Source organism: Aminobacter sp. DSM 101952 (genome assembly GCF_001424795.1).
GTDB lineage: Bacteria > Pseudomonadota > Alphaproteobacteria > Rhizobiales > Rhizobiaceae > Aminobacter > Aminobacter aganoensis.
In genome coordinates, this window is record NZ_LMCL01000003.1 from 167,987 (window position 1) to 191,886 (window position 23,900).

Below are 23,900 nucleotides of genomic sequence, written 5' to 3' on the forward strand. Positions count from 1 at the left end.
GACGTACCTCTATTTCAAGTCTGGGGATGAGCAGCGCTGAACCTGGTCAGTTCGCGCGAATAGGGATCCTGCATCTCGCCGCGCTTGAGCTGGCCGACATCAGCGATCTCGACCACCCGGCCATGACGCATGACGGCAAGGCGGTCGCACAGGAACGAAACGACAGGAAGATTGTGGGTGACCATCAGATAGGTCAGCCCCTGCTCGCGGCGCAGGCGCTTGAGCAGGTTGAGGATCTCGGCCTGTACCGACACGTCGAGCGCCGACGTCGGTTCGTCGAGCAGCAACAGCCTGGGCTTGAGGATCAGGGCGCGGGCGATGGCGACACGCTGGCGCTGGCCGCCCGAGAGCTGGTGCGGGAAGCGGAAGCGGAAGCGGCGGTCGAGGCCGACCGACTGCATGACCTCGTCGACACGCGCACCGCTGTCGCCCATGCCATGGATGGCCATCGGCTCGCTCAGCGTCGCATCCACCGTCTTGCGCGGATGGAGCGAGCCGTAGGGGTCCTGGAACACCATCTGGCACTGGCGGGCAAAGCCGCGGTCGATGCCATGCGTGCGTTGCTCGCCAAACACCGAAATAGAGCCGGTCCAGCTCTTCGCCATGCCGGCGATGGCCTTGAGCACGGTCGTCTTGCCCGAACCGCTTTCGCCGACCAGAGCGAAGCTCTCGCCCTCGGCAACGTTGAAGCCGATGCCGTGGGTGACCTTCGAGTCGCCATAGGAGATGTCGAGGTTGTCGATCGCCAGCGCGTTCATGTCGAGGCCCCAGTACGTTCGAGGACGGGAAGCTCGTCGCGGCTTTCGTCGATGCGCGGGATCGAAGCCAGCAGGCCGCGCGTATAGGGATGCCTGGCGTTCTTGAGCTCGCCGGCATCGCACGCCTCGACCACCTCGCCGCTGCGCATCACCAGGATGCGGTCGCAGTAGCTGGAGACCAATTCGAGGTCATGGCTGATCAGGATCAGGCCCATACCCTTGCGCTTGACGAGGTCGTCGATGATCTCGAGCACCTGCGCCTGGACCGAGACGTCGAGCGCCGAGGTCGGCTCGTCGGCGATGAGCAGGTCCGGCTCGGGGATCAGCATCATGGCGATCATGACGCGCTGGCCCATGCCGCCGGAGACCTCGTGCGGGTAGAGGCCGAGCACGCGCTCGGGGTCGTTGATGCGCACGGCCTCCAGCATGGCGAGCGTGCGGCCTCTGATGTCGGCGCGGCCGAGCTTCTGGTGGGTCAGCAACGCCTCGGCGATCTGGTCGCCGATAGTCATGACCGGGTTGAGCGAGAACTTCGGGTCCTGCATGACCATGGAGATGCGGGCGCCGCGGATGGCGCGCATCTGCCGCTCCGACTGGGCGAGCAGGTCGACGCCGTCGAAGCGCAGCCTGTCGGCGGTGACCTTGCCGGGGGCACGGATCAGCCGCAGGATCGAGCGGCCAGTCATCGACTTGCCAGAGCCGCTTTCGCCGACGATGCCAAGGCGCTCGCGGCCGAGCGTCAGCGACAGGCCCTTGACCACGTCTATCGGGCCGCGCGCCGTCGGAAAGGTGACGCGCAGGTTCTCGATTTCAAGCAAGGCGCTCATTGGCGGTCTCCATGCTTGGGGTCGAGGACATCGCGCAGGCCGTCTCCGAGGAAGCAGAAGCCGAGGCTGACGATGACGATGGCAAAGCCGGGCATGGTCGCGACCCACCACTGGTCGAGGATGAAGGAACGGCCGCGCGAAATCATCGCGCCCCATTCGGGCAGCGGCGGCTGGGCGCCGAGGCCGATGAAGCCGAGGCCGGCGGCGGTGAGGATGATGCCGGCCATGTCGAGCGTGACGCGGATGATCATCGACGACGTACAGAGCGGCAGGATGTGATTGACGATGACGCGGAACGACGAGGCACCTTGCAATTCCACTGCCGCAACGAACTCCGAGTTGCGTATGGTCAGCGTCTCCGCCCTGGCGATGCGGGCGTAGCCCGGCCAGGTGGCAATGGCGATGGCGATGATGGCGTTCTGGATGCCGGGCCCGAGGGCCGCGACGAAGGCCAGGGCCAGGATGAGCTTCGGCATCGACAGGAAGATGTCGGTGATGCCCATCAGGATGCGATCGGTCCAGCCGCCGAAATAGCCAGCGACAGCACCGATGACGAGGCCGACGGGAGCGGCAAGGACGGCCACCAGCGCCACGATCATCAGCGTGATGCGCGCGCCATAGACGACGCGGCTCCAGATGTCGCGGCCGAGCTCGTCGGTGCCCATCCAGTTGTCCCAGCTCGGCGGCTTGAGCCGCATGGCCAGGTCCTGGCCGACCGGCGAATGGGTGGCGATCCAGGGCGCGAACAACGCCACCAGGATGAGCGTCAGCACGATGATCGCGCCGACCATGGCCAGGGGATTGCGCATCAGGGAGCGCGCAAGGCGGTAGCTGCGGCCGAGACGCGCCTGGAGGCGCGAGGTCGGGGAATCGTCGAGAAGCCAGTCGCGGGTGATCATCAGCGTGCCCTCGGGTCGAGGACGCGGTAGAGCACGTCCGAAATCTTGTTTATGCCGATGAAGACCGCGCCGATGACAAGCGTCGAGCCGAGCACGGCGTTCATGTCGGCATTGAGCAGCGCGGTGGTCAGGTAATTGCCGATGCCGGGCCAGGAGAAGACGGTCTCGATCATCACCGAGCCTTCGAGAAGGCCGGCATAGGACAGGCCGATGACGGTGATGAGCGGCACGAGGATCGGCCGGAAGGCATGGCGCCACAGCACCAGCCGCTCCGAGACGCCCTTGACGCGGGCGGTGGTGACATATTCCTGCGCCAGTTGGTCGAGCATGAAGGACCGTGTCATGCGGGCGATGTAGGCCAGGCTGAAGAAGCCGAGTACTGCTGCCGGCAGGGCGATATGCGAGAGCGCATTGAAGAAGATGTCGGTTTCGCCGGCGATCAGGCTGTCGATGAGGATCAGGCCCGTTACCGGGTCGACCATGCCGTCATAGAAGATGTCGAGCCGGCCGGGGCCGCCGACCCATTGCAGCTTGGCGTAGAACAGCGCGAGGCCGACGAGGCCGAGCCAGAAGGCGGGCACCGAATAGCCGAGCAGGCCGACGACGCGGATGACCTGGTCGAGCAGGCTGCCCTGGCGGCTCGCGGCATAAACACCCATCGGCACGCCCATCAGCACGCCGATGATGATGCCGAGCGTGGCCATTTCGAGGGTCGCCGGGAAGACGCGGGCCAAGTCCTCGGCCACCGGCTTGCCGGTCGACACCGACATGCCGAGGTCGCCGGTCAGGACATTGCCGACATAGTTGAAGAACTGGACGATCAGCGGCTTGTCGAGCCCCATCTCGATGCGGGCGGCCTCATAGACGGCGCGGGGCGCGCGGTCACCGACGACGGCGAGCACCGGATCGATCGGCACGACGCGGCCAATGAAGAACGTGATGGCGAGGAGGCCGAGGAAGGTGAAGGCAACGGCGGCAAGGACGCCCAGTACCCCCTTCAGCGTTTTCCAGGCTTGCCGCGCATTGCGCGGCGAGCCGCCGGACCCTGTTGGAAGCGCCTGAGCGGCGGAGTCGGTTTCTGATGCCACGCGGTGTCTGTTCCTACCACATTGGCCGCGCTGCGGATGCGGCACGGATGTTGTCTGTCGAGCAAAATTCCGCTTGGACTATACAAATAATTTTGCTTAGATCAAAAAAATTTTGATGGGAGCAAAATTCGGCGTGTCCTCGGAGGCCAGCAAGAACGCGACGGCGAGCCAGCCGAAGGTGGGCGCACTGATCCGTGCGCGCCGCAGGCAGTTGTCGATGACATTGCAGGAATTGTGCGACGCGGCGGGCATTTCCGTCGGTTATCTCAGCCAGGTCGAGCGCGACCATGCCACCCCGTCGCTGGGCACCCTCGCCCAGCTCGCCCGCAGCCTCGACGTGGCTGTGGATTATTTCATCGCCACCCCCTCGATGGAGGACGGGCTGACCCGAGCCGACCAGCGCAACCGTTTCTCGGTCGACGGGTCTTCGATCATCTACGAGCGCATCGCCGCCGACTTCACCGGCAATGTGCTGTCGTCCTTCATCCTCAATGTTCCGCCCGGCTATCGCTCCGAGACGGTCAGCCACGAGGGCGAGGAAATCCTGTTCATCCTCGAAGGCTCGATCACCCAGCGCCTCGAGAACGACGAAATGGTGCTTACGGCCGGCGACAGCCTGCATTTCCGCGGCAACCGCCCGCATTCCTGGTCGAACGACACCGACACATTCGCGCGCATGCTCTGGACCGGCACCTTGCCGATGTTCAGATCACGCACGGAACATCCGGCCCTGCGCGGTTCACGGGCCGAGACAAAGAAAACGGGAACCAAAAAGGAGAGAAAATGATGAAACTGTTCAAAGCCGCGCTGCTTGCGGCGGCGCTTGCCATGCCGATGACGCCGGCGATCAGCCTGGCCACCACGCCGGCCGACATCCTGGTGGTGGCGCAGAACATCGACGACATCGTCAGCATCGACCCGGCCGAGGCCTACGAATTCTCCTCGGGCGAGTATGTCGCGCAGACCTACGACCGCCTGGTCCAGTACGATGCCGCCGACACCAAGACGCTGGCAGCCGGCCTCGCCAAGGAATGGGCAGCCGACGACGCCACCAAGACCATCACTTTCACGCTGCGCGACGGCGTCAAGTTCACCTCCGGCAATCCGCTGCGCGCCGAAGACGTGGTCTATTCGTGGAAGCGCGTCATCGTGCTCAACAAGGCGCCCGCCTTCATCCTGACCCAGCTCGGCTGGACGCCGGAAAACTTCGATTCGATGGTCAAGGCCGACGGCAACAAGGTCGTGGTCAAATATGAGGGCGATTTCGCCTCGGCCTTCGTGCTCAACGTCCTGGCGGCCCGCCCCGCCTCGGTGGTCGACGCGGTCACGCTCCAGGCCAACGAGGCCAATGGCGACATGGGCAATGGCTGGCTGAAGTCCAACTCGGCAGGCACCGGCCCGTTCGTGCTCAAGGCCTTCCGCCCGGGCGAACTGATCAACCTGACGGCCAATGCCGAGTATTTCAACGGCGCACCGGCCATCAAGGGTGTCATCATCCGCCACGTCGCCGAAGCGGCGACCCAGCAATTGCTGCTGGAATCGGGTGACGTCGACATGGCCAAGAACCTGACCTCGGACCAGATCGCGACGATCGCCGGCAAGGATACGCTGGTAACCGAGACCTATCCGCAGGCGGCCGTGCACTTCCTGTCGTTCAACCAGAAGGACGAGGCGCTGCAGCCGGAAGCCGTGTGGGATGCCGCGCGCTACCTGGTCAACTACAAGGGCATGACCGACACCTTCCTGAAGGGCCAGATGCAGACGCACCAGGCATTCTGGCCGTCGGGCTTCCCCGGCTCGCTCGACGAGACGCCCTACACCTACGACCCGGCCAAGGCCAAGCAGATCCTGGCCGATGCCGGCGTCAAGACGCCGATCACCGTCACGCTCGACGTCATCAACTCGACGCCGTTCACCGACATGGCACAGTCGCTGCAGGCAAGCTTCGCCGAAGCCGGCATCAACTTCGAGATCATCCCGGGCACGGGCTCGCAGGTGATCACCAAGTACCGCGCCCGCACGCATGAGGCGATGCTGCTGTACTGGGGGCCCGACTTCATGGACCCGCACTCCAACGCCAAGGCCTTCGCCTACAACGAGGACAACTCGGACGGAAACTACCAGTCGACCACCACGTGGCGGAACGGCTGGGCCGTGCCTGAAGAGCTGAACAAGGAGACGAAGGCAGCGCTCGCCGAGCCCGACCAGGCCAAGCGCAGCGCGATGTATGTCGACCTGCAGAAGAAGGTGCAGGAGAAGTCGCCGATCGTCATCATGTTCCAGGCCGCGACCCAGGTGGCGCGGGCCAAGAACGTCGACGGCTACGTCAATGGCGCGACGTCGGACTTCGTCTACTACCGTCTGGTCAAGAAGAACTAACCCAGGCAAGACGCCAGGGCCGCTCGCGAGAGCGGCCCTTTTTCCTTACCACAAAGCAGAATCTCGGAAGGCAAAGACAATGTACCAAGAGCGGATGGCGCGCCTGCGCGAACGCATGGCTGAGACGGGAACCGACCTCGTGGTCGTCGGCCCCTCGTCGCATCTGGTGTGGCTCACGGGCATGTCGCCGCATGGCGACGAGCGCCCGGTGCTGCTGCTCGTTGCGCAGAAGCACGCCGGCTTCCTGATGCCGGCACTGAACGCCGACAGCCAGCGCCCCTTCACCAAGCTGCCCTTCTACCCCTGGGCCGACGCTGACGGCCCGCAGGCCGCACTTGCTCAGCTGCTCGCCGATTGCGGCGTCAAGGAAGGCCTTTCGGTTGCGCTCGACGAGACGATGCGCGCCGACTTCGCGCTGCTGCTGCTCGATGCCCTCCCCGGTGGCGCCAAGCGCAGCTTCCTCAACGACACGGTAAGCTTCCTGCGCGGCAAGAAGGACGAGGCGGAATACGCGCTGCTGAAGATGAATGCCGTGCTCAATGACGGCGCCATGAAGGCAGGTTTTGCCGCGCTCAAGGACGGCGTGACCGAACTGGAAGTCGGCCAGGCGATCCGCGACTTCTATGCCAGGAACGGCGCCGTGGGTGAGTTCGTCAGCGTCTGCTTCGGCGAAAACGGAGCCTTCCCCCACCACCACACCGGCAACCGCAAGCTTAGGGCGAACGAGGCCGTGCTGATCGACATCGGCGGCCGCAAGGACGGCTATCCCTCCGACATGACCCGCGTCGGCGTGTTCGGCGACAAGCCGGAAGGCTTCGACGAGGTGCATGGCGTGCTCGAACGCGCGGTGCAGGCGGCGATAGCGGCCGCCAAGCCCGGCGTTGCCGCCAAGGAAGTCGACAAGGCCGCCCGCGACGTCATTGCGGCGGCCGGCTATGGCCCGAACTTCCTGCACCGTACCGGCCACGGCCTGGGCATCGACATCCACGAGCAGCCCTACATCACCGGCACGTCGGAAACGATCCTGCAGGAAGGCAACGTGTTCTCGATCGAGCCCGGCATCTACCTGCAGGGCCGCTTCGGCCTGCGGCTGGAAGAGATCGTGATCCTGCGCGGCAACCGCGCCGAGGTGCTGTCCGACCTGCCGCGCGAGGCCTTCGTGGTCAAGGCATAGGCCTAACCGCCTCTCGACAGACGAAAGGGCCGCAGCAGCGGCCCTTTTTTTGTTGGGGTTACATGCCCTGCTGCCACGCGCCAAGGGCCGGCCGGCAGGCTGTTCAACGGCCCGGCACAAAGCTATCGTTGCAGCCAGGAGCCTGGATACTGCACTGGAGGGGCTGTGCGATCTTTTCTCGTGGCGGTGATTGCCTTGATGTCGACCAATGCGAGCGCCGTGGAACAGACTTTCCCGGCGGATGGCGGCGTGGTCTATTTCAACATGCCGTCGGGCAATGTCGGCTGCCAGTACACGCCCGCAGGCGGCTCGGATGTCTACATGCCCGAGGACGGCGGCCCGGAGCTCGGCTGCGACCGCATCGAACCGGCCTACCAGAGGTTCATCCTCGGCAAATCGGGAAAGGCCAAGCGCTACCAGAATGTCGGCGACACCGGCTGCTGCGACGGCTCGCACACGCTTGAATATGGCAACAGCTGGAAGAAGGGACCGTTCAGCTGCGAGGCGACGAAAGCCGGGTTGAGCTGCAACCGCGACGACGGGCACGGCTTCTTCATCAGCCGGTCGAAAACAGAGATCCACTGATCCCGCCCCTGCCCGTGCAGGCAAAAGAAAAGCCGGGCAAGCCCGGCTTTTCAAGCATTTGTCTCTCAGACAGCGATCAGTTGACCGCGTCCTTGAGGCCCTTGCCGGCCGAGAACTTCGGGACGGTACGAGCCGGGATCTTCACTTCCGCGCCGGTCTGCGGGTTGCGGCCGGTGGACTCCGCACGTTTTGACACGGTGAAATTTCCGAAACCGACAAGCCGGACATCGCCGCCACCCTTCAGTTCGCCGGTGATGACGGAAAACACTGCATCAACAGCGGACTGCGCATCGCCCTTGGAGAGCTTGGCAGCCTCGGCGACGGCGGACACTAGTTCGTTCTTGTTCATTCAAATTCCCTTCCATGAGAAAACCGGGACATAGACTCAGCCGGTAGGACACGGACTTTAGAAAGAAGCTTGGGCACAACCAAGTCGAAAAGGCCCACAAAGCCCGGAATTCCGCGCTTTTTTCACATGAAAAAGCCGGGCGCGGGCCCGGCTTTTCCGTTTTCAGTGCAACTTTAGATGCAACTTAATGAGCAAAGCCCTTGCCGGCATCGTCGCCCGCGTCCGTCTTGGCCGCGGGAACGTCGACCGGCTCAGTCCACTCGATCGGCTCGGGCTGGCGTACCAGCGCGTGCTTGATGACCTCGCCCATGCGGCTGACCGGGATGATCTCCATGCCGCTCTTCACGTTTTCCGGAATGTCGGCCAAGTCCTTGGCGTTCTCTTCCGGGATCAGCACCTTCTTGATGCCGCCGCGAAGCGCTGCAAGCAGCTTCTCCTTGAGGCCGCCGATCGGCAGCACCCGACCACGCAACGTGATCTCGCCGGTCATCGCGACATCCGCCCTGACCGGGATGCCCGTCAGGATGGACACGATCGCGGTGGCCATGGCCGTACCAGCCGATGGACCATCCTTCGGTGTCGCGCCTTCCGGCACATGCACGTGGATGTCGCGCTTGTCGAACAAAGGCGGCTCGACGCCGAAATCGATGGCGCGGCTGCGGACATAGGACGCCGCAGCCGAAATCGACTCCTTCATGACGTCGCGCAGGTTGCCGGTGACCGTCATGCGGCCCTTGCCCGGCATCATCACGCCTTCGATCGTCAGCAGCTCGCCGCCGACCTCGGTCCAGGCAAGGCCCGTGACCACGCCGACCTGATCCTCGCCCTCGACCTGGCCGAAGCGATAGCGCTGCACGCCCAGATAGTCGTCGAGGTTGGCCGCAGTGACCTTCACCGACTTCTTCTTGGTCTTGATGATCTCGGTGACCGCCTTGCGCCCGAGCTTCATCAGCTCGCGCTCGAGGCTACGGACACCTGCTTCACGCGTGTAGGTCTGGATCACGGCGCGGATCGCATCCTCGGAGACGGAGAACTCCTTGGGCTGCAGCGCGTGATCGCGAACCACCTTCGGCATCAGGTGCCGCTTGGCTATCTCGACCTTCTCGTCCTCGGTGTAGCCGGCGATGCGGATCAGTTCCATGCGGTCCATCAAGGGCGCAGGAATGTTCAGCGTGTTCGCCGTCGTCACGAACATCACGCTCGAAAGGTCGTACTCGACCTCGAGATAGTGGTCCATGAACGTTGCGTTCTGTTCCGGGTCGAGCACCTCGAGCAGCGCCGACGAAGGATCGCCACGGAAATCCTGGCCCATCTTGTCGATCTCGTCGAGCAGGAAGAGCGGGTTGGACTTCTTGGCCTTCTTCATCGACTGGATGACCTTGCCGGGCATCGAGCCGATATAGGTGCGGCGGTGACCGCGGATCTCGGCCTCGTCACGCACGCCGCCGAGCGCCATGCGCACGAACTCGCGGCCGGTCGCCTTGGCGATCGACTTGCCGAGCGAGGTCTTGCCGACGCCGGGAGGGCCGACGAGGCAGAGGATCGGACCCTTCAGCTTCTTCTGGCGGCTCTGCACCGCGAGATACTCGACGATGCGGTCCTTGACCTTGTCGAGGCCGTAGTGGTCGGTATCGAGCACCTCCTGGGAGAAATTGAGGTCCTGCTTGACCTTGGAGTTCTTGCCCCACGGGATCGACAGGATCCAGTCGAGATAGTTGCGCACGACGGTGGCTTCGGCCGACATCGGCGACATCGAGCGCAGCTTCTTCAGCTCGGCTTCCGCCTTTTCGCGGGCCTCCTTGGTCAGCTTCGTCTTCTTGATGCGGGCCTCGATCTCGGCGGCCTCGTCGCGGCCGTCCTCGCCTTCGCCGAGCTCCTTCTGGATCGCCTTCATCTGCTCGTTGAGGTAGTACTCGCGCTGGGTCTTCTCCATCTGCCGCTTGACGCGGCTGCGGATGCGCTTTTCGACCTGCAGGACGGAGATCTCGGCTTCCATGAAGCCCATCGCCTTCTCAAGCCGCTCCTTGACGGACAGCGTGCCGAGCATTTCCTGCTTCTCGGTGATCTTGATGGCAAGATGCGAGGCCACCGTGTCGGCGAGCTTGGAATAGTCCTCGATCTGGCTGGCGGCACCAACCACTTCGGGCGAAATCTTCTTGTTCAGCTTGACGTAGTTCTCGAAGTCGGAAACCACGGAGCGCGACAACGCCTCGACCTCGACCTCTTCCTCTTCCGGCTCGGTCAGGATGAGAGCGTGGGCCTCGTGGAAATCGGGCTTGTCGGTGAAGGACTGGATCCTGGCGCGCGTCGTGCCTTCGACCAGCACCTTGACGGTGCCGTCCGGCAGCTTCAGCAGCTGCAGCACATTGGCGAGCGTGCCGATGTCGTAGATGGCATCCGGCTCGGGATCATCGTCGGCGGCATTCATCTGGGTCGCAAGCAGGATCTGCTTTTCCTGACCCATCACCTCTTCCAGGGCCTTGATCGACTTTTCACGCCCCACGAACAGCGGGACGATCATGTGCGGGAACACGACAATGTCGCGCAACGGCAGGACTGCGAAGGTTCCTTCGCTGGAAGAGCGGGATATTTTGGCCATTGTCCAACCTTTCATATCGCGGTCGCGCAAGGCCAACCGCGAATCTCATATTAACGACCATGGACGGTTCCGCCTACCGCCGATTACCGCGCGGCATATTAGAGCACGGAACAGACCCCATCGCCTCTTCTCCGTTAGTTGGAGCTTCGCCGGGTAAACATCAAGGCCAAACACGTTGCCGTGTAGCGACCCGGGATCGGCAAACCTCCAAATGCCGAACGGCGCCGCTGGGGCGCCGTTCGCTGGAGCGGTTCAAGGGAAAACGGCAGGCCTCAGGCGCTGACGTTGCCCTTCTTTTCCTTCTGCTCGGAATAGATGTAGAGCGGCCGGGCGCTGCCGGTCACCACCTCATCCGAAATCACCACTTCCTGGACGCCTTCGAGGGCCGGAAGCTCGAACATCGTGTCGAGCAGGATCGCTTCCATGATCGAACGCAGGCCGCGGGCGCCGGTCTTGCGCTCGATGGCGCGCTTGGCGATCGCCGACAGGGCGTTCTCGTGGAAGGTCAGGTCGACGTTTTCCATCTCGAACAGGCGCTGGTACTGTTTGACCAGCGCGTTCTTCGGCTCGGTCAGGATCTGGATCAGCGCCGGCTCGTCGAGATCCTCGAGCGTCGCCAGAACCGGCAGACGACCGACGAACTCGGGGATCAGGCCGAACTTCAGCAGATCCTCAGGCTCGACCTGGCGGAACAGGTCGCCGGTGCGGCGATCTTCCGGCGAAGCGACCGTGGCGCCGAAGCCGATCGAGGTCTTGCGGCCGCGATCCGAGATGATCCTGTCCAGGCCGGCAAAGGCGCCGCCGCAGATGAACAGGATGTTGGCGGTGTCGACCTGCAGGAACTCCTGCTGCGGGTGCTTGCGGCCACCCTGAGGCGGCACGGAAGCGACGGTGCCTTCCATGATCTTCAGCAGCGCCTGCTGGACGCCCTCGCCCGAGACGTCGCGGGTGATCGAGGGATTGTCCGACTTGCGCGAGATCTTGTCGATTTCGTCGATGTAGACGATGCCGCGCTGGGCGCGCTCGACGTTGTAGTCGGCCGACTGCAGCAGCTTGAGGATGATGTTTTCGACGTCCTCGCCGACATAACCGGCTTCGGTCAGCGTCGTCGCATCGGCCATGGTGAACGGCACGTCGATGATGCGGGCCAGCGTCTGGGCGAGCAAGGTCTTGCCGCAGCCGGTCGGGCCGATCAGCAGGATGTTCGACTTTGCCAACTCGACGTCGTTGTTCTTGCCGGCATGGGCCAGGCGCTTGTAGTGGTTGTGGACGGCCACCGACAGCACGCGCTTGGCGTAGGGCTGCCCGATGACGTAGTCATCCAGAACCTTGAGGATTTCCTGCGGTGTCGGCACGCCCTCGCGCGACTTCACCATCGAGGTCTTGTTCTCCTCGCGGATGATGTCCATGCACAGTTCGACGCACTCGTCGCAGATGAAGACGGTCGGACCGGCGATGAGTTTGCGCACCTCATGCTGGCTCTTGCCGCAGAACGAGCAATAGAGCGTGTTCTTGGAGTCGCCGCCGCCGTTGCTGACCTTGCTCATCTTGTCCAAGTCCTTTCACTGCCGCCCGGCCGATGGAGTGGCTTGTGGGCGCATATGCAATCTAACGCCGGACGCCGCCACCGCCAGCCCCTGGCCGCCGCAACGAGCTCCGTACAACTCACATTCCAGAAGTCGCTGCAACGAGTCGCGGCACCCTTGAACAACGCTAAGCCGTCGAAGCTCAACGCAGCCTTAACGTAGGCCGCCGCTTTCGCCGAGGGAACAGCAAAATGTGTCCGAAATGCCGCAGGACATCTCAAAAATGCGAGATGTGACCCGATCGGCAGGTCGCAGCGTCCAATCACGAAGCGGTGGCACCCTCAACGGCTTCACGGCTATCGATGACCTTGTCGATCAAACCGAAGTCGCGTGCCTCGTCCGAAGTCATGAAATGGTCGCGGTCGAGCGTCTTTTCAATGGTCTCGTAGTCCTTGCCCGTGTGCTTGACATAGACTTCGTTGAGACGACGCTTGAGCTTGATGATGTCCTGGGCGTGGCGTTCGATGTCCGAAGCCTGGCCCTGGAAGCCGCCCGAAGGCTGGTGGACCATGATGCGGGCATTCGGGGTGGCGAAGCGCATGTCCTTGTGGCCGGCGCAAAGCAGCAGCGAGCCCATCGAGGCGGCCTGGCCGATGCACAGCGTCGAAACCGCCGGCTTGATGAATTGCATGGTGTCGTAGATCGCCATGCCCGAAGTCACCACGCCGCCGGGCGAGTTGATATAGAGGCTGATCTCTTTCTTCGGGTTCTCGGCTTCGAGGAACAGCAGCTGGGCGCAAACCAGCGTCGCCATGCCGTCTTCGACCGGGCCGGTGATGAAGATGATGCGCTCCTTGAGCAGGCGCGAAAAGATATCGTAGGCGCGCTCGCCCCGGTTGGTCTGCTCGACCACCATCGGAACGAGGTTCATGTATGTTTCGACGGGGTTCTTCATCGACTATCCCTTTATCGAGATGGGATTCCGGCTCCGGGCGGGCAGAATCGGTTCAGAGGCTTTGCCCTGTAAATAGGATGCCGCGTCATCATTGTGCAAGGCCGGTAAAGGGGCTTGATTTCAGCTGCCGCTAACTTTCGGCAAGCGCTGGCTCAATGGCCGCGCCCCCCGTCACCCTCCCCTGACTCGACAAATGAGCCGAACCTGCGATGCGATCGTCTGGCACTTGAGCCATTCTTCGCGCCAATCAGTCGAGATCGGCAAGGAATCTGCGTCCGTCACAGATTTCGCCACCGATGCGGCTCATACACCATACATCAAACTCGCGGTGCAAAGATATTTCCGGGACCTCTTCGGTTGCTGTAACTGAAGGCAATAGCTGACAACAATGGCGAAACATGCTGGTCGACCTAAATTTCGTAATACTCCTGGCTATCTACGCACCTCTACTACTGGCGACCTTTGGCCTGGCAGTGGCAAGGTGGCCGATTTCCTTTGCAGTGTTCACACTAAACGCCTGCCTGATCGCCGCGATGCTGCATGGGCCTTTGATTGCGTCGGATGACCGCCTGGGCTTGGCCAGACTCGTTGCAAGCGCATTGGTTTTCGGGCTCGTCGCGATGTTTGTTGCGGGGTCAATGCTGCTTCTATTCCGCGCGGCGAAAACGCCGACCTCTCACCACGATGAAATATTGGCCTTGCTGGCCGCAGTTCCAGCCATCCTAATGCTCCTGTTTGGACTCGGCATCTTCAGCCGCTGGCGAGGAGACGTGGTTTTCGCGCTGCTCACGGCTTGCGCAGTGTTGTCGTTGCAGCAGGCGATTTGGCGTAGTCGCAAAGAGTCGAGGCCACTATCCGAAGACCCCTACGGTATCGCATGCATGGTAGTCGCAGCGACCGCGAGCGCCTCGATTGCCCTCGCCGGCTTCACCGCATCTGTTGTTCTCGAAAAGGCGCAAAGGAGCGCAAGCGGTCGCCCATATTGCATTCAATCGGGCGCACGGACCGCTGGCAACATTTTGGACTTATCGCTGCTTACCTTCCGCGAGCCGCGCTACCAAGGCCAAAGCGGCCCGAACTTCCTGAGAAATCATGGTCTTTTGATCGTGGATTCCGGCGTCCGGTACGACATGCAAAACTGGTCTTATCGCAGCCAAGCATTTCTACCAGAGTCCCTGGCCGAGCATCCAAACCCTACCACCCGGCCACAGGTCGTTTGCGAGCCGCACTGACGAGCCTTAGAGCGGGAGGCCATCAAGCGATGCTTGGCACTCAAGGGTCTGGACGTAACTTGAAAAGGGCAAGACCCGTGACGCAAGCCAAGGACGACCAGACGATCAAGTTCTACGCGAACGAGGCAGAAGCCTATACGACGCGGGGCGAACCGGCGAACAGGCGCCACCTTCGCACCTTCATGGCGCGCCTGCCGATGGGAGCCCGCGTGCTCGAACTTGGCTGCGGCGCCGGGCAGGACAGCGAAGCGATGCTGGCGAGCGGTTTCGATGTCATGCCGACCGATGGCACGCCCGAGATCGCTGCCGCCGCCGCGAAACGCCTCAGACGACCGGTCAAGGTGTTGCTCTTCGAGGACATCGACGACCAAGACAGCTACGACGGCGTCTGGGCCAATGCCTGCCTGTTGCATGTGCCGCGCCCTCAACTGCCTTCGATCGTCCGTCGGGTGCATGCAGCGCTCAAGCCGGGTGGCGTATTCTACGCCAGCTTCAAGGCCGGCCAAGCCGAAGGACGCGATCGCTTCGGAAGGTATTACAATTACCCGTCTCCCGAATGGTTGGCACAGGCCTATGGCACGGAGCGCTGGAGTGCCCTGGAGATCGGCCGGGAAACCGGAAGCGGCTATGACGGCCAGCCGACGGACTGGCTTCATGCCGTCGCCACCAAGGCCGGCTAATTCGAACCAAATGGAATGCCCGCGATGAATGATCCGACCCAAACGAACAAACACTGGTCCAAGGTGGAGTACCTGCACGAGACCGTCCGAAATCCGAACATCCGCATTCGCGGGACGCACAGCTATTACAGCAATGCGTGGACGGGATCGTTCGAAGACAGCGTAGTGCGCTACCTCTATGGCGACGACTACAGCCTGAAGGCGTGGGAACCGGCATGGCCGATCGACCAACTGCATATTGGCGACTATGTCTGCATCGGTGCCGAGGCGGTGATCCTGCTCGGCGGGAACCACACGCACCGGACGGACTGGTTCAGCCTCTATCCCTTCGCTGAATTCATCGTCGACGCCTATGCCGGCAAGGGCGACACGGTCATCGCCGACGGCGCCTGGATCGGCATGCGTGCCATGATCATGCCTGGTATCACCATCGGCGAAGGCGCGATCGTCGCGTCAGGCGCGATCGTCACCAAGGACGTGGCGCCCTACACGATCGTTGCGGGCAATCCGGCAGTGCCGATCAAGACGCGTTTCCCCCAGGCCACCCTCGACCGGCTGCTGGAGCTGAAGGTCTACAGTTGGACGGCGGAGAAATTCGAGGCGCTGAAACCGCTGCTTTGCGCAAGCGAGATCGACGCACTGGCAAGCGCCTCGGCAAAATATGACGACGGGCGGGCGTGACTGTTCAGACGCGGATCACGTATTCCTTGCGAGTCGTTTCAAGCACTTCCCAGCTTCCCTTGAAGCCGGGCCTGAGCACGAAACTGTCGCCGGCACGCACGGTGCGGGTCTCGCCGCCCTCCTCGGCAAGCACCGAAACGCCCGACAGGATGTGGCAGAACTCCCATTCGTCGTATTCGATGCGCCACTTGCCGGGGGTCGCCTCCCATATGCCGGCATAGAGGCCGCCTTCGGCTTCCTCGGCGTTCCAGGTGCGGAATTTCGGATCGCCGGAGATCAGCCGGCCTTCCGCCGGAGCACCGGCTTCCGGCTCGATGCCATCGGTCTCGATCGTCAGGAATCTCGGCAAGTCCACCCCCAGGATGCAAAAATGGCCCCGGCTTGGGGCCGGGGCCACTGTTGCATGACCGATCAGACCTTGGCCAGCGCCTGTTCGAGGTCGGCGATGACGTCGCTGACGTCCTCGATGCCGACCGACAGGCGGACGACGTCAGGGCCAGCGCCAGCCGCCACCTTCTGCTCGTCGGAGAGCTGGCGGTGGGTGGTGGAGGCCGGATGGATGACGAGCGACTTGGTGTCGCCGATGTTGGCAAGGTGCGAGAACAGCTCGAGGCCCTCGACAAACTTGACGCCGGCCTGGTAGCCGCCCTTGAGGCCGAAGGTGAAGACGGCACCAGCGCCCTGCGGCGAGTACTTCTTCATCAGCGCGTGGTTCTTGTCGCTCTTGAGGCCGGGATAGGCGACCCATTCGACCTTGGGATGGTCGGAGAGCCAGCCGGCGACGGTGAGCGCATTGTCGCAATGGCGCTGCATGCGCAGCGGCAGCGTCTCCAGGCCGGTGAGGATCAGGAACGCGTTGAATGGCGAGATCGCCGGGCCGAGATCGCGCAGGCCGAGCACGCGCGCGGCGATGGCAAAGGCGAAGTTGCCGAAGGTTTCGTGCAGCACGACGCCGCCATATTCGGGGCGTGGCTCCGACAGCATCGGGTACTTGCCCGACTTCGACCAGTCGAAGGTGCCGCCGTCGACGATGACGCCGCCGATCGAATTGCCGTGGCCGCCGATGAACTTGGTCAGCGAATGCACGACGATGTCGGCGCCGTGCTCGATCGGGCGGATCAGATACGGGCTCGCCAGCGTGTTGTCGACGATCAGCGGCAGGCCATGCTTGCGGGCAATGTCCGCCACCTTCTCGATGTCGACGAAGATGCCGCCGGGATTGGCAAGGCTCTCGATGAAGATCGCCTTGGTCTTGCCGTCGATGTGCTTTTCGAAACCAGCGAGATCGTTGGTGTCGGCCCAGCGGACCTCCCAGCCGAAGTTCTTGAAGGCGTGGCCGAACTGGTTGATCGAGCCGCCGTAGAGCTTGTTGGCTGCGATGAAATTGTCGCCCGGGCGCATCAGATTGTGGAACACCAGCATCTGCGCCGCATGGCCGGAGGCGGTAGCGAGCGCTGCCGTGCCGCCTTCGAGGGCCGCGATACGCTCTTCGAGCACGGCCTGGGTCGGGTTCATGATGCGGGTGTAGATGTTGCCGAAAGCCTTCAGCCCGAACAGCGAAGCGGCGTGGTCGGCGTCATCGAAGACATAGGACGTGGTCTGGTAGATCGGCGTGGCGCGCGCGCCAGTGGCCGGATCGGGTTTCGCGCCGGCATGGACGGCAAGCGTGTTGAAGCCCGGGGTACGCTGGGACATGGTTCTCTCCAAAGACTAGGTCCATCAAATTCGGCTGACATCTTTGGCGGAGCCCGCGACGGAATGCAAAGACGAAAATTTCAGACTGGCTGGTAGTCGTGGACGAAATTTCCGCGTGCCGCCCGAAAGCAACGCCTGCCGCTGTTTATTTTGCGCGGATGCCGAAACTCTGGAAGCCTTGCCGCATCACCGGCCGCTTCGACGACAGCACGCCGGAATTGACGCCTGTCCAGCCAATCTCGCCGGCCAGTCGGGCATATTCGATCTTGGGGCAGCGGTTCATGACCACCTTGATGCCTGCGGCTTCGGCGCGCGCGGCAGCCTCGTCATGGCGAACTGTCAGTTGCATCCAGACGACCGCGGGCAGCGGGTCGAGCCTGAGCACGTCGTCAATGATGGCAGGCACGGCGCTCGACGCCCGGAAGATGTCGACCATGTCGATCGCCACGGGAATGTCAGCGAGGCCGGCATAGGTCATGCGGCCGAGGATTTCCTTGCCGGCGTGGCCCGGATTGACCGGGTAGACGTCGTAGCCCTTGGCGATGAGGTATTTGGTAACGAAATAGCTCGGACGGACGTCGTTGGCCGACGCGCCGACGACGGCGATGGTGCGGACCGAATTCAGGATTCCGGCGATGTAGGCATCGTCGTAGGTGTCGTGGTTCATGGCCGTCCTCGTTCGAGGCTGGATACCGCCTTTCGGCAATGGCCGCAAATCCGACAGGGCAGGCTGTGCCTTACGGCAGCGAGATGCTGCCATCCTCGGCGATCGCGAAGTCGGGATTGTGGGCGACTTCCCAGAGATGGCCTTCGGTATCGGCAAAATAGCCATACCAGCCGCCCCAGAAGGCGCGCTGCGCCTGCTTGACGATGTGGCCGCCGGCCTTCTCTGCCGCGGCGAGAATTTCGTCCACTTCGGCTTCGGTGCGCGTGTTGTAGGCCAGCGAGACGCCGGAAAAGCCGCCCTTGCCGCCGGCAATGCCCGCGTCGGACGACAGGTGCTCGCGCCCCCAGAGACCGAGCACCAGGCCACCCATCTGGAAGAAGGCGACGCCTTCGGTGATCGACTGATTGCGCTTGAGCCCCATCGCCTCATAGAAGCGCGCGGCGCGGTCGAGATCGTCGACCCCCAGGGTCACGAGAGAAATCCGCGGTTCCACGTCTATTCTCCCTTCCACTCCGGCTGGCGCTTGGCGAGGAAGGCGCCAATGCCCTCCTCGGCGTCGCTTGCCAGCATGTTTTCGACCATCACCCGGGCGGCATGGTCATAAGCCTCGACGAGCCCCATCTCGGCCTGGGCGTAGAACGCCTCCTTGCCGATCTTCAGTGTCGAAGGCGATTTGGAAACAATGGTTTGGGCGTATTTTCCGACAATGTGATTCAGGTACTCGCGCGGCACCACACGGTTGACCAGGCCGAAGTCGCGCGCGGTCGTGGCGTCGATCGTCTCGCCGGTCAGCAGCATTTCCATCGCCTGCTTGCGCGAGACGTTGCGCGACAGCGCCACCATCGGCGTCGAGCAGAACAGGCCGATGTTGATGCCCGGCGTGCAGAAGGCAGCCTGATCGGTGGCGATGGCAAGGTCGCAGCTGGCGACCAGTTGCAGTCCGGCTGCGGTCGCCAGACCGTCGACTTCGGCGATGACGGGCTTGGGGTGGCGCACGATCGACTGCATCAGCGCCGAACAGCGCGACATGGTCAGCTCGAAAAAGGCACGTCCGCGATCGGCATCGCCCCTGTGCGCCGTCATCTCCTTGAGATCGTGGCCGGCGCAGAACACGTTGCCCTGGGCCGCGAGCACGATGACGCGCACAGCCTTGTCGTCGCGGGCGCCGTCCAGCTGAGCCTGGAGTGCAGTCATTGTCTCTATCGAAAGGGCATTTGCCGGCGGATTGGCGAGCACGAGGCGCAGGACGCCCTTGTCCAGACTCGAACGCACCGGACCTTCCGGTACGCTGCGCTTGATGGCGACGATTTCGGCCATGATGCCCCCAAGTGAACTCAATGCGGCGAAAGGAGAATCGCCAGCCTCGAATTTGGAGAATATACGCTTGCACTCAAGTTTTGGTTCCCAACTATGTGCCTGCAGCGAATCCAAAGGTTCGCACGAGATGCAGAAAAGTGGTGCGGGAGCCCGCAAGCCGATGGAAAGAGCCAATGCCTGAGCAGCACGGATTGACGCCGACGATGACGGCGCAGGAGGTCAACCGCCTCCTGAAGGAAGTCTACCCCCAGCTCAACGAGCACTATGATTTCTACCAGGTGACGGAGGTCTTCCCCGGGGGCTGCACGGTCCGGCTCAACGCCGACGAACGCCATCTCCGGCCGGGCGGGACGGTTTCGGGGCCATCGCTTTTCACGCTCGCCGACATTGGCGGCTATGTCTGTGTGCTCAGCCACGCCGGTCCGGACGCGCTGTCGGTGACGACCAACCTCAACATCAACTTCATGCGCAAGGCCGAAGCCGGTCCGATCGACGGCCACTGCCGCATCCTGAAGCTGGGCAGGAGCCTGATGGTGTTCGATATCGACATCGTCGCAGGGCCCGACCAGCAGACCGTGGCACATGCAACCGGCACCTACTCGATCCCGCCGAAGCGACCAACCGGTGCGGTAAAATAATACCGCACTACTATCGTATTGTTTTTGCTATCTTTAATGAGATGGCACCCGTTTCGATGCGCTTGACGGGCCAGCCGCCCTCGCCTATAAGCCCAACCAAAGCAGCGGCCCCGTTCGGGTCGCCGTTTTGTTATTGGCGGCAGGGACAGCCTTCGCCAATGAAAGCAACAAGAAACGCCTTCTCCGGAAGGTCCCAAACGAAAGCATGTAACCATGGCAACCTTTTCGCAGAAGCCTGCGGACGTGGTGAAGAAGTGGGTGCTGATCGACGCCGAGGGTCTCGTCGTCGGCCGTCTCGCCACCATCGTCGCCAACATCCTCCGCGGCAAAAACAAGCCCACCTTCACGCCCCACGTCGACGACGGTGACAACGTCATCATCATCAACGCCGACAAGGTCGTGTTCACCGGCAAGAAGTTCACCGACAAGGTGTATTACTGGCACACCGGCCACCCCGGCGGCATCAAGGAGCGCACCGCGCGCCAGCTGCTCGAAGGCCGTTTCCCCGAGCGCGTTCTCGAGAAGGCGGTTGAGCGCATGATCCCGCGCGGCCCGCTCGGCCGTCGCCAGATGAAGAACCTTCGCGTCTATGCAGGCGCCGAACATCCGCATGTCGCTCAGCAGCCTGTGACGCTCGACGTCGGCGCGCTGAACGCCAAGAACAAGAAGGCGTCGTAATCATGGCTGATCTCAGCTCGCTCGCAGAACTCGGCACTGTCGCTGCCGCCGCACAGCCGGCAGCTCCGGTCCACGTCCAGAAGCTCGACAAGAGCGGCCGCGCCTATGCCACCGGCAAGCGCAAGGACGCCATCGCCCGCGTCTGGGTGAAGCCCGGCTCCGGCAAGATCGTCGTCAACGGCAAGGAATTCGCGGCCTACTTCGCCCGTCCCGTGCTGCAGATGATCCTGAACCAGCCGATCGTCGCGGCAAACCGCGTCGGCCAGTACGACATCATCGCCACCGTCGTCGGCGGCGGTCTGTCGGGCCAGGCCGGTGCCGTTCGTCACGGCATCTCCAAGGCGCTGACCTACTACGAGCCGACGCTGCGCGGCGTGCTCAAGAAGGGCGGCTTCCTGACCCGCGACAGCCGTACCGTCGAGCGTAAGAAGTACGGCAAGGCCAAGGCCCGTCGTAGCTTCCAGTTCTCGAAGCGCTAAGCGCCTCGGGACCTGCAGTTTTCGGAAAGGCCGCCTTCGGGCGGCCTTTTCTTTTTGCATGCCGTCCGGCCATGGCTGACGTATGATCCTTGCGCAGATGCCGAACAGCCCGGATGGGAGATCTCGATGGTCCGCATGCTCGCATTGGCCCTCGCGGTGGCTTTCGCCGCTCCCGCCACGACGGTGGATGCGGCCACCAACAAGTTCCTGAAACGGTCGTCGCAGTTCGATACCTGCTGGATGCGGGCCCATGACAGGGCGCTGGAAAAAGGCGCCGATGCAAGAAAAGCTGCCAGGAAGGCCGACAGCCGCTGCAAGAAGCAGGGCCGAAGGATGCTCAAGGAAGGCGGCTCGAAATATTCGCTCAAGGACCGGCGCAAGGCTCTTCGGAGATCCAGCGAGTACTAGCCGACAGCGCTCGCACCGCCATCGCACCCGTCAGTTAGTTGGCGCCGGGGCATCGCCCGTTGCCGCGGCCACCGATTCGTCGGCGTCGGCATAGGGCACGCGATAGCCATTGGCTGCCAGCCAATCGATGGCCGCCCCTGGTTCGTCGGTCTGGATCATGGTGGCGCCGCGCTCCGCCCAGAAGCCGAACACGTCGTTGGGAAAACCTGCCGCGACAGCCAGTTCGTCGCCACGACCGCCGGAGAGATAGCCGCCCGGCTTGTTGACGATGGCGTGGGTGTCGACCCAGATGTGCCAGTTGTCGCGGATGGACGCCGCCCTCACCCTGGCCGAAAACAGCGGTCCGCCTGTTTCCGTCATCTTGTCGGCGTTGCCGCGCCAGGTGATCAATTCGACAGCCCGCGCCGAGAAGGCCCGCCCCGCCGCCGCGATGAAGCCGGCATCGCGCACCGCGTCGTCGGCGATGATCGGCATGAACTGGAAGCCGCTGCCGACCCGACTCATGGTTTCCTTGACCGAAGCCAGGCGTTCGGCGCTCCAGAGATTCGCCTTGACCACGACTTGCTCCTCCATGCCCATGGCTCGCGCCAGCGCCACCATGTCGGCGAGGTCGGCCGTCTCCAGCTTGTTGTCGAGATTGACCAGGATCCTGCCCTTGGTGACCGCAAGCATTTCCCGCAGTGTCGGCACCGTCTCGCCGGTCACGGCACCGGTGCCTTCGACGACGAGTCGGCAGCGCCTGAGTTCGTCCATGGTGCGGGCAATGACCTCGCCCCTGCAGTTGGTGGTCCGGTCGAGCCAGCTATCATGCATGACGATCAACTCGCCGTCCTTCGAACGGCGGATGTCGATCTCGACCATTTCGGCGCCCGAGGCGATGACGCCGCGGATCGAGGCGATGGAATTTTCGGGATAGCGCGACTTGCCTGCTTCCAGCCCGCCGCCGCGATGGGCAACGACCATGACGTGGTCGCGCCAACGATTGGCATTCTCGTAGCGTTCGAGGATCTGCTCGACGCGGGAGCCGGCATGGCTCGCGGTGGCAAGACCGAGTGCAAGGAGTAGCGAGGCTGTGCCTGCCAGGACTGTCCGCATTGGAATCGCTCCACGCTAGAGGATGCGTGCAACGACTTACCCAGCTGCGGTGACAGGGGCGTGTAGGGCAGATGACATTCAAATGACCGGAGAAAATGCGGGCAATGGCCGGAGAAAGCGCGGGTTGCGGGGCTGTCATACGCCGGACGCGACGGGGCTGGCATCTTGCGCCCTGCTTCTGTAGTTCTTGCGCCTCGCATTCCGATAGACCGACTGAGGAGACTGCCCATGCCCGCTTCATCGATCGATCACGCCTTTACCGCGCGGACGAACACCGGCCGTTCGAGTGATCCGACCTATGCAGGGGCATTGTCTTTCATGCGCCGCAAATATTCGAAGAACGTCAACGGCGCCGACGCGGTCGTCTGGGGTATTCCGTTCGATGCCGCGGTGACCAACCGGCCGGGCGCGCGCTTCGGGCCGCAGGCAATCCGCCGCGCTTCGGCGATCTTCGACTGCGACCCGCAATATCCGTTCAACCGCGACCTGTTCGACGATCTGTCGGTCATCGACTATGGCGACTGCCTGCTCGACAGCGGCAACCACCAGAAGACGCCCGGCGCCATCGAGCGCGAGGCGGCCAAGATCCTGAAGTCGGGCGCCTTCCTGCTGACGCTCGGCGGCGACCATTACGTCACCTGGCCGGTGCTGAAGGCGCATGCCGCGATCCACGGCCCGATGGCGCTGGTGCAGTTCGACGCCCACCAGGACACCTGGCCTGACGACGGCAAGCGCATCGACCACGGTTCGTTTGTCGGCCGCGCGGTGAAGGACGGCATCATCGACCCCGACCGCTCGATCCAGATCGGCATCCGGACGCACGCGCCGGAAGACTTCGGCATCAAGATCCTCTACGGCCACGAGGTCGAGGAGATGCGCGCCGCCGACATCGCCTATGCCATCGCCGAGCGCACCGGCGGCAAGAAGACCTATGTCACCTTCGACATCGACTGCCTCGACCCGGCCTACGCGCCCGGCACCGGCACGCCGGTGGCAGGCGGCCCGTCGTCGGCCAAGATCCTTTCGGTGCTGCGCCAGATGACCCAGATCGATATTGTCGGCGCCGACATCGTGGAGGTTGCACCGGCCTACGACCATGCCGATATTACCGCCATCGCCGGATCGACGGTCGCGATGCACTATCTCGGCCTGCTGGCTGAACGGAAGGCACGAGACAACGGCTGAGGCGAT

At 63.1% G+C, this 23,900-nt stretch carries 26 protein-coding genes; 12 read left to right on the forward strand and 14 right to left on the reverse strand.

All coding sequences use genetic code 11. The annotated features are described in order from the left end of the window. Window positions 1–14: 14 nt before the first annotated feature. From ASC75_RS05330 to ASC75_RS05345, 4 genes are read right to left on the reverse strand one after another with little or no spacing between them, the layout of a single operon-like run. Entirely contained in the window at window positions 15–758 is a 744-nt protein-coding gene (locus ASC75_RS05330; RefSeq protein ID WP_055971319.1) for an ABC transporter ATP-binding protein, read from the reverse strand. Then, a complete protein-coding gene (locus ASC75_RS05335; RefSeq protein ID WP_055971325.1) occupies window positions 755–1,585 on the reverse strand; it encodes an ABC transporter ATP-binding protein in 831 nt (276 codons plus the stop codon). Before ASC75_RS05335 ends, ASC75_RS05330 begins: the two co-directional genes overlap by 4 nt. Next, entirely contained in the window at window positions 1,582–2,484 is a 903-nt protein-coding gene (locus ASC75_RS05340) for an ABC transporter permease (protein ID WP_055971328.1), read from the reverse strand. Before ASC75_RS05340 ends, ASC75_RS05335 begins: the two co-directional genes overlap by 4 nt. After that, window positions 2,484–3,485, reverse strand: a complete 1,002-nt coding sequence (locus ASC75_RS05345) for an ABC transporter permease (RefSeq protein ID WP_055971705.1) — start codon at window positions 3,483–3,485, stop codon at window positions 2,484–2,486. Before ASC75_RS05345 ends, ASC75_RS05340 begins: the two co-directional genes overlap by 1 nt. Before the next feature lie 202 nt (window positions 3,486–3,687). On the opposite strand from ASC75_RS05345, the gene ASC75_RS05350 reads away from it, so the two are divergent. From ASC75_RS05350 to ASC75_RS05365, 4 genes are all read left to right on the forward strand, one after another. Continuing rightward, window positions 3,688–4,359 (forward strand): XRE family transcriptional regulator, encoded by a 672-nt coding sequence (locus ASC75_RS05350; protein WP_055971331.1) that lies wholly within the window; start codon window positions 3,688–3,690, stop codon window positions 4,357–4,359. Further along, window positions 4,359–5,951: an ABC transporter substrate-binding protein gene (locus tag ASC75_RS05355; protein WP_055971334.1), complete on the forward strand. Its 1,593-nt coding sequence runs from the start codon at window positions 4,359–4,361 to the stop codon at window positions 5,949–5,951. The genes ASC75_RS05350 and ASC75_RS05355 overlap by 1 nt, the downstream gene beginning before the upstream one ends. 79 nt (window positions 5,952–6,030) lie before the next feature. Beyond that, window positions 6,031–7,125, forward strand: a complete 1,095-nt coding sequence (locus ASC75_RS05360; protein WP_055971337.1) for a Xaa-Pro peptidase family protein — start codon at window positions 6,031–6,033, stop codon at window positions 7,123–7,125. 165 nt (window positions 7,126–7,290) lie between these two features. After that, a complete protein-coding gene (locus ASC75_RS05365; protein WP_244487757.1) occupies window positions 7,291–7,710 on the forward strand; it encodes a hypothetical protein in 420 nt (139 codons plus the stop codon). Between the two features lie 76 nt (window positions 7,711–7,786). Here ASC75_RS05365 and ASC75_RS05370 read toward each other — a convergent pair whose 3' ends face one another. From ASC75_RS05370 to ASC75_RS05385, 4 genes are all read right to left on the reverse strand, one after another. After that, window positions 7,787–8,059, reverse strand: a complete 273-nt coding sequence (locus ASC75_RS05370; protein WP_055971339.1) for an HU family DNA-binding protein — start codon at window positions 8,057–8,059, stop codon at window positions 7,787–7,789. Between the two features lie 184 nt (window positions 8,060–8,243). Beyond that, the gene (lon, locus tag ASC75_RS05375; RefSeq protein WP_055971342.1) at window positions 8,244–10,658 is read right to left on the reverse strand and encodes an endopeptidase La; all 2,415 of its coding nucleotides are present in this window, start codon (window positions 10,656–10,658) and stop codon (window positions 8,244–8,246) included. A gap of 272 nt (window positions 10,659–10,930) precedes the next feature. Beyond that, on the reverse strand, window positions 10,931–12,205 hold the full coding sequence (gene clpX, locus ASC75_RS05380) for an ATP-dependent Clp protease ATP-binding subunit ClpX (protein WP_055971345.1): 1,275 nt from the start codon (window positions 12,203–12,205) through the stop codon (window positions 10,931–10,933). Window positions 12,206–12,506: 301 nt separating this feature from the next. Next, a complete protein-coding gene (locus ASC75_RS05385; RefSeq protein ID WP_055971349.1) occupies window positions 12,507–13,139 on the reverse strand; it encodes an ATP-dependent Clp protease proteolytic subunit in 633 nt (210 codons plus the stop codon). A gap of 398 nt (window positions 13,140–13,537) precedes the next feature. On the opposite strand from ASC75_RS05385, the gene ASC75_RS05390 reads away from it, so the two are divergent. The 3 genes from ASC75_RS05390 to ASC75_RS05400 all read left to right on the forward strand — a co-directional run bounded on the left by ASC75_RS05390 (window position 13,538) and on the right by ASC75_RS05400 (window position 15,732). Then, the gene (locus ASC75_RS05390) at window positions 13,538–14,371 is read left to right on the forward strand and encodes a hypothetical protein (protein ID WP_055971352.1); all 834 of its coding nucleotides are present in this window, start codon (window positions 13,538–13,540) and stop codon (window positions 14,369–14,371) included. Window positions 14,372–14,448: 77 nt separating this feature from the next. Then, window positions 14,449–15,051, forward strand: a complete 603-nt coding sequence (locus tag ASC75_RS05395) for a class I SAM-dependent methyltransferase (RefSeq protein ID WP_244487758.1) — start codon at window positions 14,449–14,451, stop codon at window positions 15,049–15,051. Window positions 15,052–15,075: 24 nt separating this feature from the next. Continuing rightward, window positions 15,076–15,732, forward strand: a complete 657-nt coding sequence (locus ASC75_RS05400; RefSeq protein ID WP_055971359.1) for a CatB-related O-acetyltransferase — start codon at window positions 15,076–15,078, stop codon at window positions 15,730–15,732. A 4-nt stretch (window positions 15,733–15,736) separates the two neighbouring features. Here the strand turns inward: ASC75_RS05400 and ASC75_RS05405 are convergent, their stop codons facing one another. The 5 genes from ASC75_RS05405 to ASC75_RS05425 form a co-directional block, all read right to left on the reverse strand. Beyond that, window positions 15,737–16,081 (reverse strand): cupin domain-containing protein, encoded by a 345-nt coding sequence (locus ASC75_RS05405; protein WP_184117325.1) that lies wholly within the window; start codon window positions 16,079–16,081, stop codon window positions 15,737–15,739. A gap of 62 nt (window positions 16,082–16,143) precedes the next feature. Next, window positions 16,144–17,427 carry an O-acetylhomoserine aminocarboxypropyltransferase gene (locus ASC75_RS05410; RefSeq protein WP_055971362.1) on the reverse strand — a complete coding sequence of 428 codons (1,284 nt, stop codon included), beginning with the start codon at window positions 17,425–17,427 and terminating at the stop codon, window positions 16,144–16,146. Window positions 17,428–17,572: 145 nt separating this feature from the next. Continuing rightward, window positions 17,573–18,094: a CoA-binding protein gene (locus tag ASC75_RS05415; RefSeq protein WP_055971365.1), complete on the reverse strand. Its 522-nt coding sequence runs from the start codon at window positions 18,092–18,094 to the stop codon at window positions 17,573–17,575. Window positions 18,095–18,164: 70 nt separating this feature from the next. Continuing rightward, window positions 18,165–18,587, reverse strand: coding sequence for a VOC family protein (locus tag ASC75_RS05420; RefSeq protein WP_055971368.1), 423 nt, complete (start codon window positions 18,585–18,587; stop codon window positions 18,165–18,167). A gap of 2 nt (window positions 18,588–18,589) precedes the next feature. After that, window positions 18,590–19,411 (reverse strand): enoyl-CoA hydratase, encoded by an 822-nt coding sequence (locus ASC75_RS05425; RefSeq protein ID WP_055971371.1) that lies wholly within the window; start codon window positions 19,409–19,411, stop codon window positions 18,590–18,592. Between the two features lie 173 nt (window positions 19,412–19,584). Between ASC75_RS05425 and ASC75_RS05430 the strand changes: the two genes are divergently transcribed. The 4 genes from ASC75_RS05430 (at window position 19,585) to ASC75_RS05445 (ending at window position 21,614) form a co-directional block, all read left to right on the forward strand. Continuing rightward, a complete protein-coding gene (locus ASC75_RS05430) occupies window positions 19,585–20,049 on the forward strand; it encodes a PaaI family thioesterase (RefSeq protein ID WP_055971373.1) in 465 nt (154 codons plus the stop codon). A 213-nt stretch (window positions 20,050–20,262) separates the two neighbouring features. Next, window positions 20,263–20,727 carry a 50S ribosomal protein L13 gene (rplM, locus tag ASC75_RS05435; protein WP_055971376.1) on the forward strand — a complete coding sequence of 155 codons (465 nt, stop codon included), beginning with the start codon at window positions 20,263–20,265 and terminating at the stop codon, window positions 20,725–20,727. Between the two features lie 2 nt (window positions 20,728–20,729). Beyond that, a complete protein-coding gene (gene rpsI / locus ASC75_RS05440) occupies window positions 20,730–21,206 on the forward strand; it encodes a 30S ribosomal protein S9 (protein ID WP_055971379.1) in 477 nt (158 codons plus the stop codon). Between the two features lie 126 nt (window positions 21,207–21,332). Further along, window positions 21,333–21,614 (forward strand): hypothetical protein, encoded by a 282-nt coding sequence (locus ASC75_RS05445; protein WP_055971382.1) that lies wholly within the window; start codon window positions 21,333–21,335, stop codon window positions 21,612–21,614. Between the two features lie 30 nt (window positions 21,615–21,644). Here ASC75_RS05445 and ASC75_RS05450 read toward each other — a convergent pair whose 3' ends face one another. After that, complete coding sequence (locus ASC75_RS05450; protein ID WP_055971385.1) at window positions 21,645–22,709, reverse strand: glycerophosphodiester phosphodiesterase family protein; 1,065 nt, start codon at window positions 22,707–22,709, stop codon at window positions 21,645–21,647. Between the two features lie 228 nt (window positions 22,710–22,937). Between ASC75_RS05450 and speB the strand changes: the two genes are divergently transcribed. Next, complete coding sequence (gene speB, locus ASC75_RS05455; protein WP_055971388.1) at window positions 22,938–23,894, forward strand: agmatinase; 957 nt, start codon at window positions 22,938–22,940, stop codon at window positions 23,892–23,894. Window positions 23,895–23,900 lie beyond the last annotated feature (6 nt).

Coding starts and splice junctions, on each gene's coding strand:
- ASC75_RS05340 (WP_055971328.1), bottom strand. CDS start 2,484: ATGATCACCCGCGACTGGCTTCTCGACGATTCCCCGACCTCGCGCCTC.
- ASC75_RS05415 (WP_055971365.1), bottom strand. CDS start 18,094: ATGAACCACGACACCTACGACGATGCCTACATCGCCGGAATCCTGAAT.
- ASC75_RS05330 (WP_055971319.1), bottom strand. CDS start 758: ATGAACGCGCTGGCGATCGACAACCTCGACATCTCCTATGGCGACTCG.
- ASC75_RS05410 (WP_055971362.1), bottom strand. CDS start 17,427: ATGTCCCAGCGTACCCCGGGCTTCAACACGCTTGCCGTCCATGCCGGC.
- ASC75_RS05390 (WP_055971352.1), top strand. CDS start 13,538: ATGCTGGTCGACCTAAATTTCGTAATACTCCTGGCTATCTACGCACCT.
- rpsI (WP_055971379.1), top strand. CDS start 20,730: ATGGCTGATCTCAGCTCGCTCGCAGAACTCGGCACTGTCGCTGCCGCC.
- ASC75_RS05385 (WP_055971349.1), bottom strand. CDS start 13,139: ATGAAGAACCCCGTCGAAACATACATGAACCTCGTTCCGATGGTGGTC.
- speB (WP_055971388.1), top strand. CDS start 22,938: ATGCCCGCTTCATCGATCGATCACGCCTTTACCGCGCGGACGAACACC.
- ASC75_RS05360 (WP_055971337.1), top strand. CDS start 6,031: ATGTACCAAGAGCGGATGGCGCGCCTGCGCGAACGCATGGCTGAGACG.
- ASC75_RS05335 (WP_055971325.1), bottom strand. CDS start 1,585: ATGAGCGCCTTGCTTGAAATCGAGAACCTGCGCGTCACCTTTCCGACG.
- ASC75_RS05370 (WP_055971339.1), bottom strand. CDS start 8,059: ATGAACAAGAACGAACTAGTGTCCGCCGTCGCCGAGGCTGCCAAGCTC.
- ASC75_RS05450 (WP_055971385.1), bottom strand. CDS start 22,709: ATGCGGACAGTCCTGGCAGGCACAGCCTCGCTACTCCTTGCACTCGGT.
- ASC75_RS05400 (WP_055971359.1), top strand. CDS start 15,076: ATGAATGATCCGACCCAAACGAACAAACACTGGTCCAAGGTGGAGTAC.
- ASC75_RS05430 (WP_055971373.1), top strand. CDS start 19,585: ATGCCTGAGCAGCACGGATTGACGCCGACGATGACGGCGCAGGAGGTC.
- ASC75_RS05355 (WP_055971334.1), top strand. CDS start 4,359: ATGAAACTGTTCAAAGCCGCGCTGCTTGCGGCGGCGCTTGCCATGCCG.
- clpX (WP_055971345.1), bottom strand. CDS start 12,205: ATGAGCAAGGTCAGCAACGGCGGCGGCGACTCCAAGAACACGCTCTAT.
- ASC75_RS05445 (WP_055971382.1), top strand. CDS start 21,333: ATGGTCCGCATGCTCGCATTGGCCCTCGCGGTGGCTTTCGCCGCTCCC.
- rplM (WP_055971376.1), top strand. CDS start 20,263: ATGGCAACCTTTTCGCAGAAGCCTGCGGACGTGGTGAAGAAGTGGGTG.
- ASC75_RS05425 (WP_055971371.1), bottom strand. CDS start 19,411: ATGGCCGAAATCGTCGCCATCAAGCGCAGCGTACCGGAAGGTCCGGTG.
- lon (WP_055971342.1), bottom strand. CDS start 10,658: ATGGCCAAAATATCCCGCTCTTCCAGCGAAGGAACCTTCGCAGTCCTG.
- ASC75_RS05350 (WP_055971331.1), top strand. CDS start 3,688: ATGGGAGCAAAATTCGGCGTGTCCTCGGAGGCCAGCAAGAACGCGACG.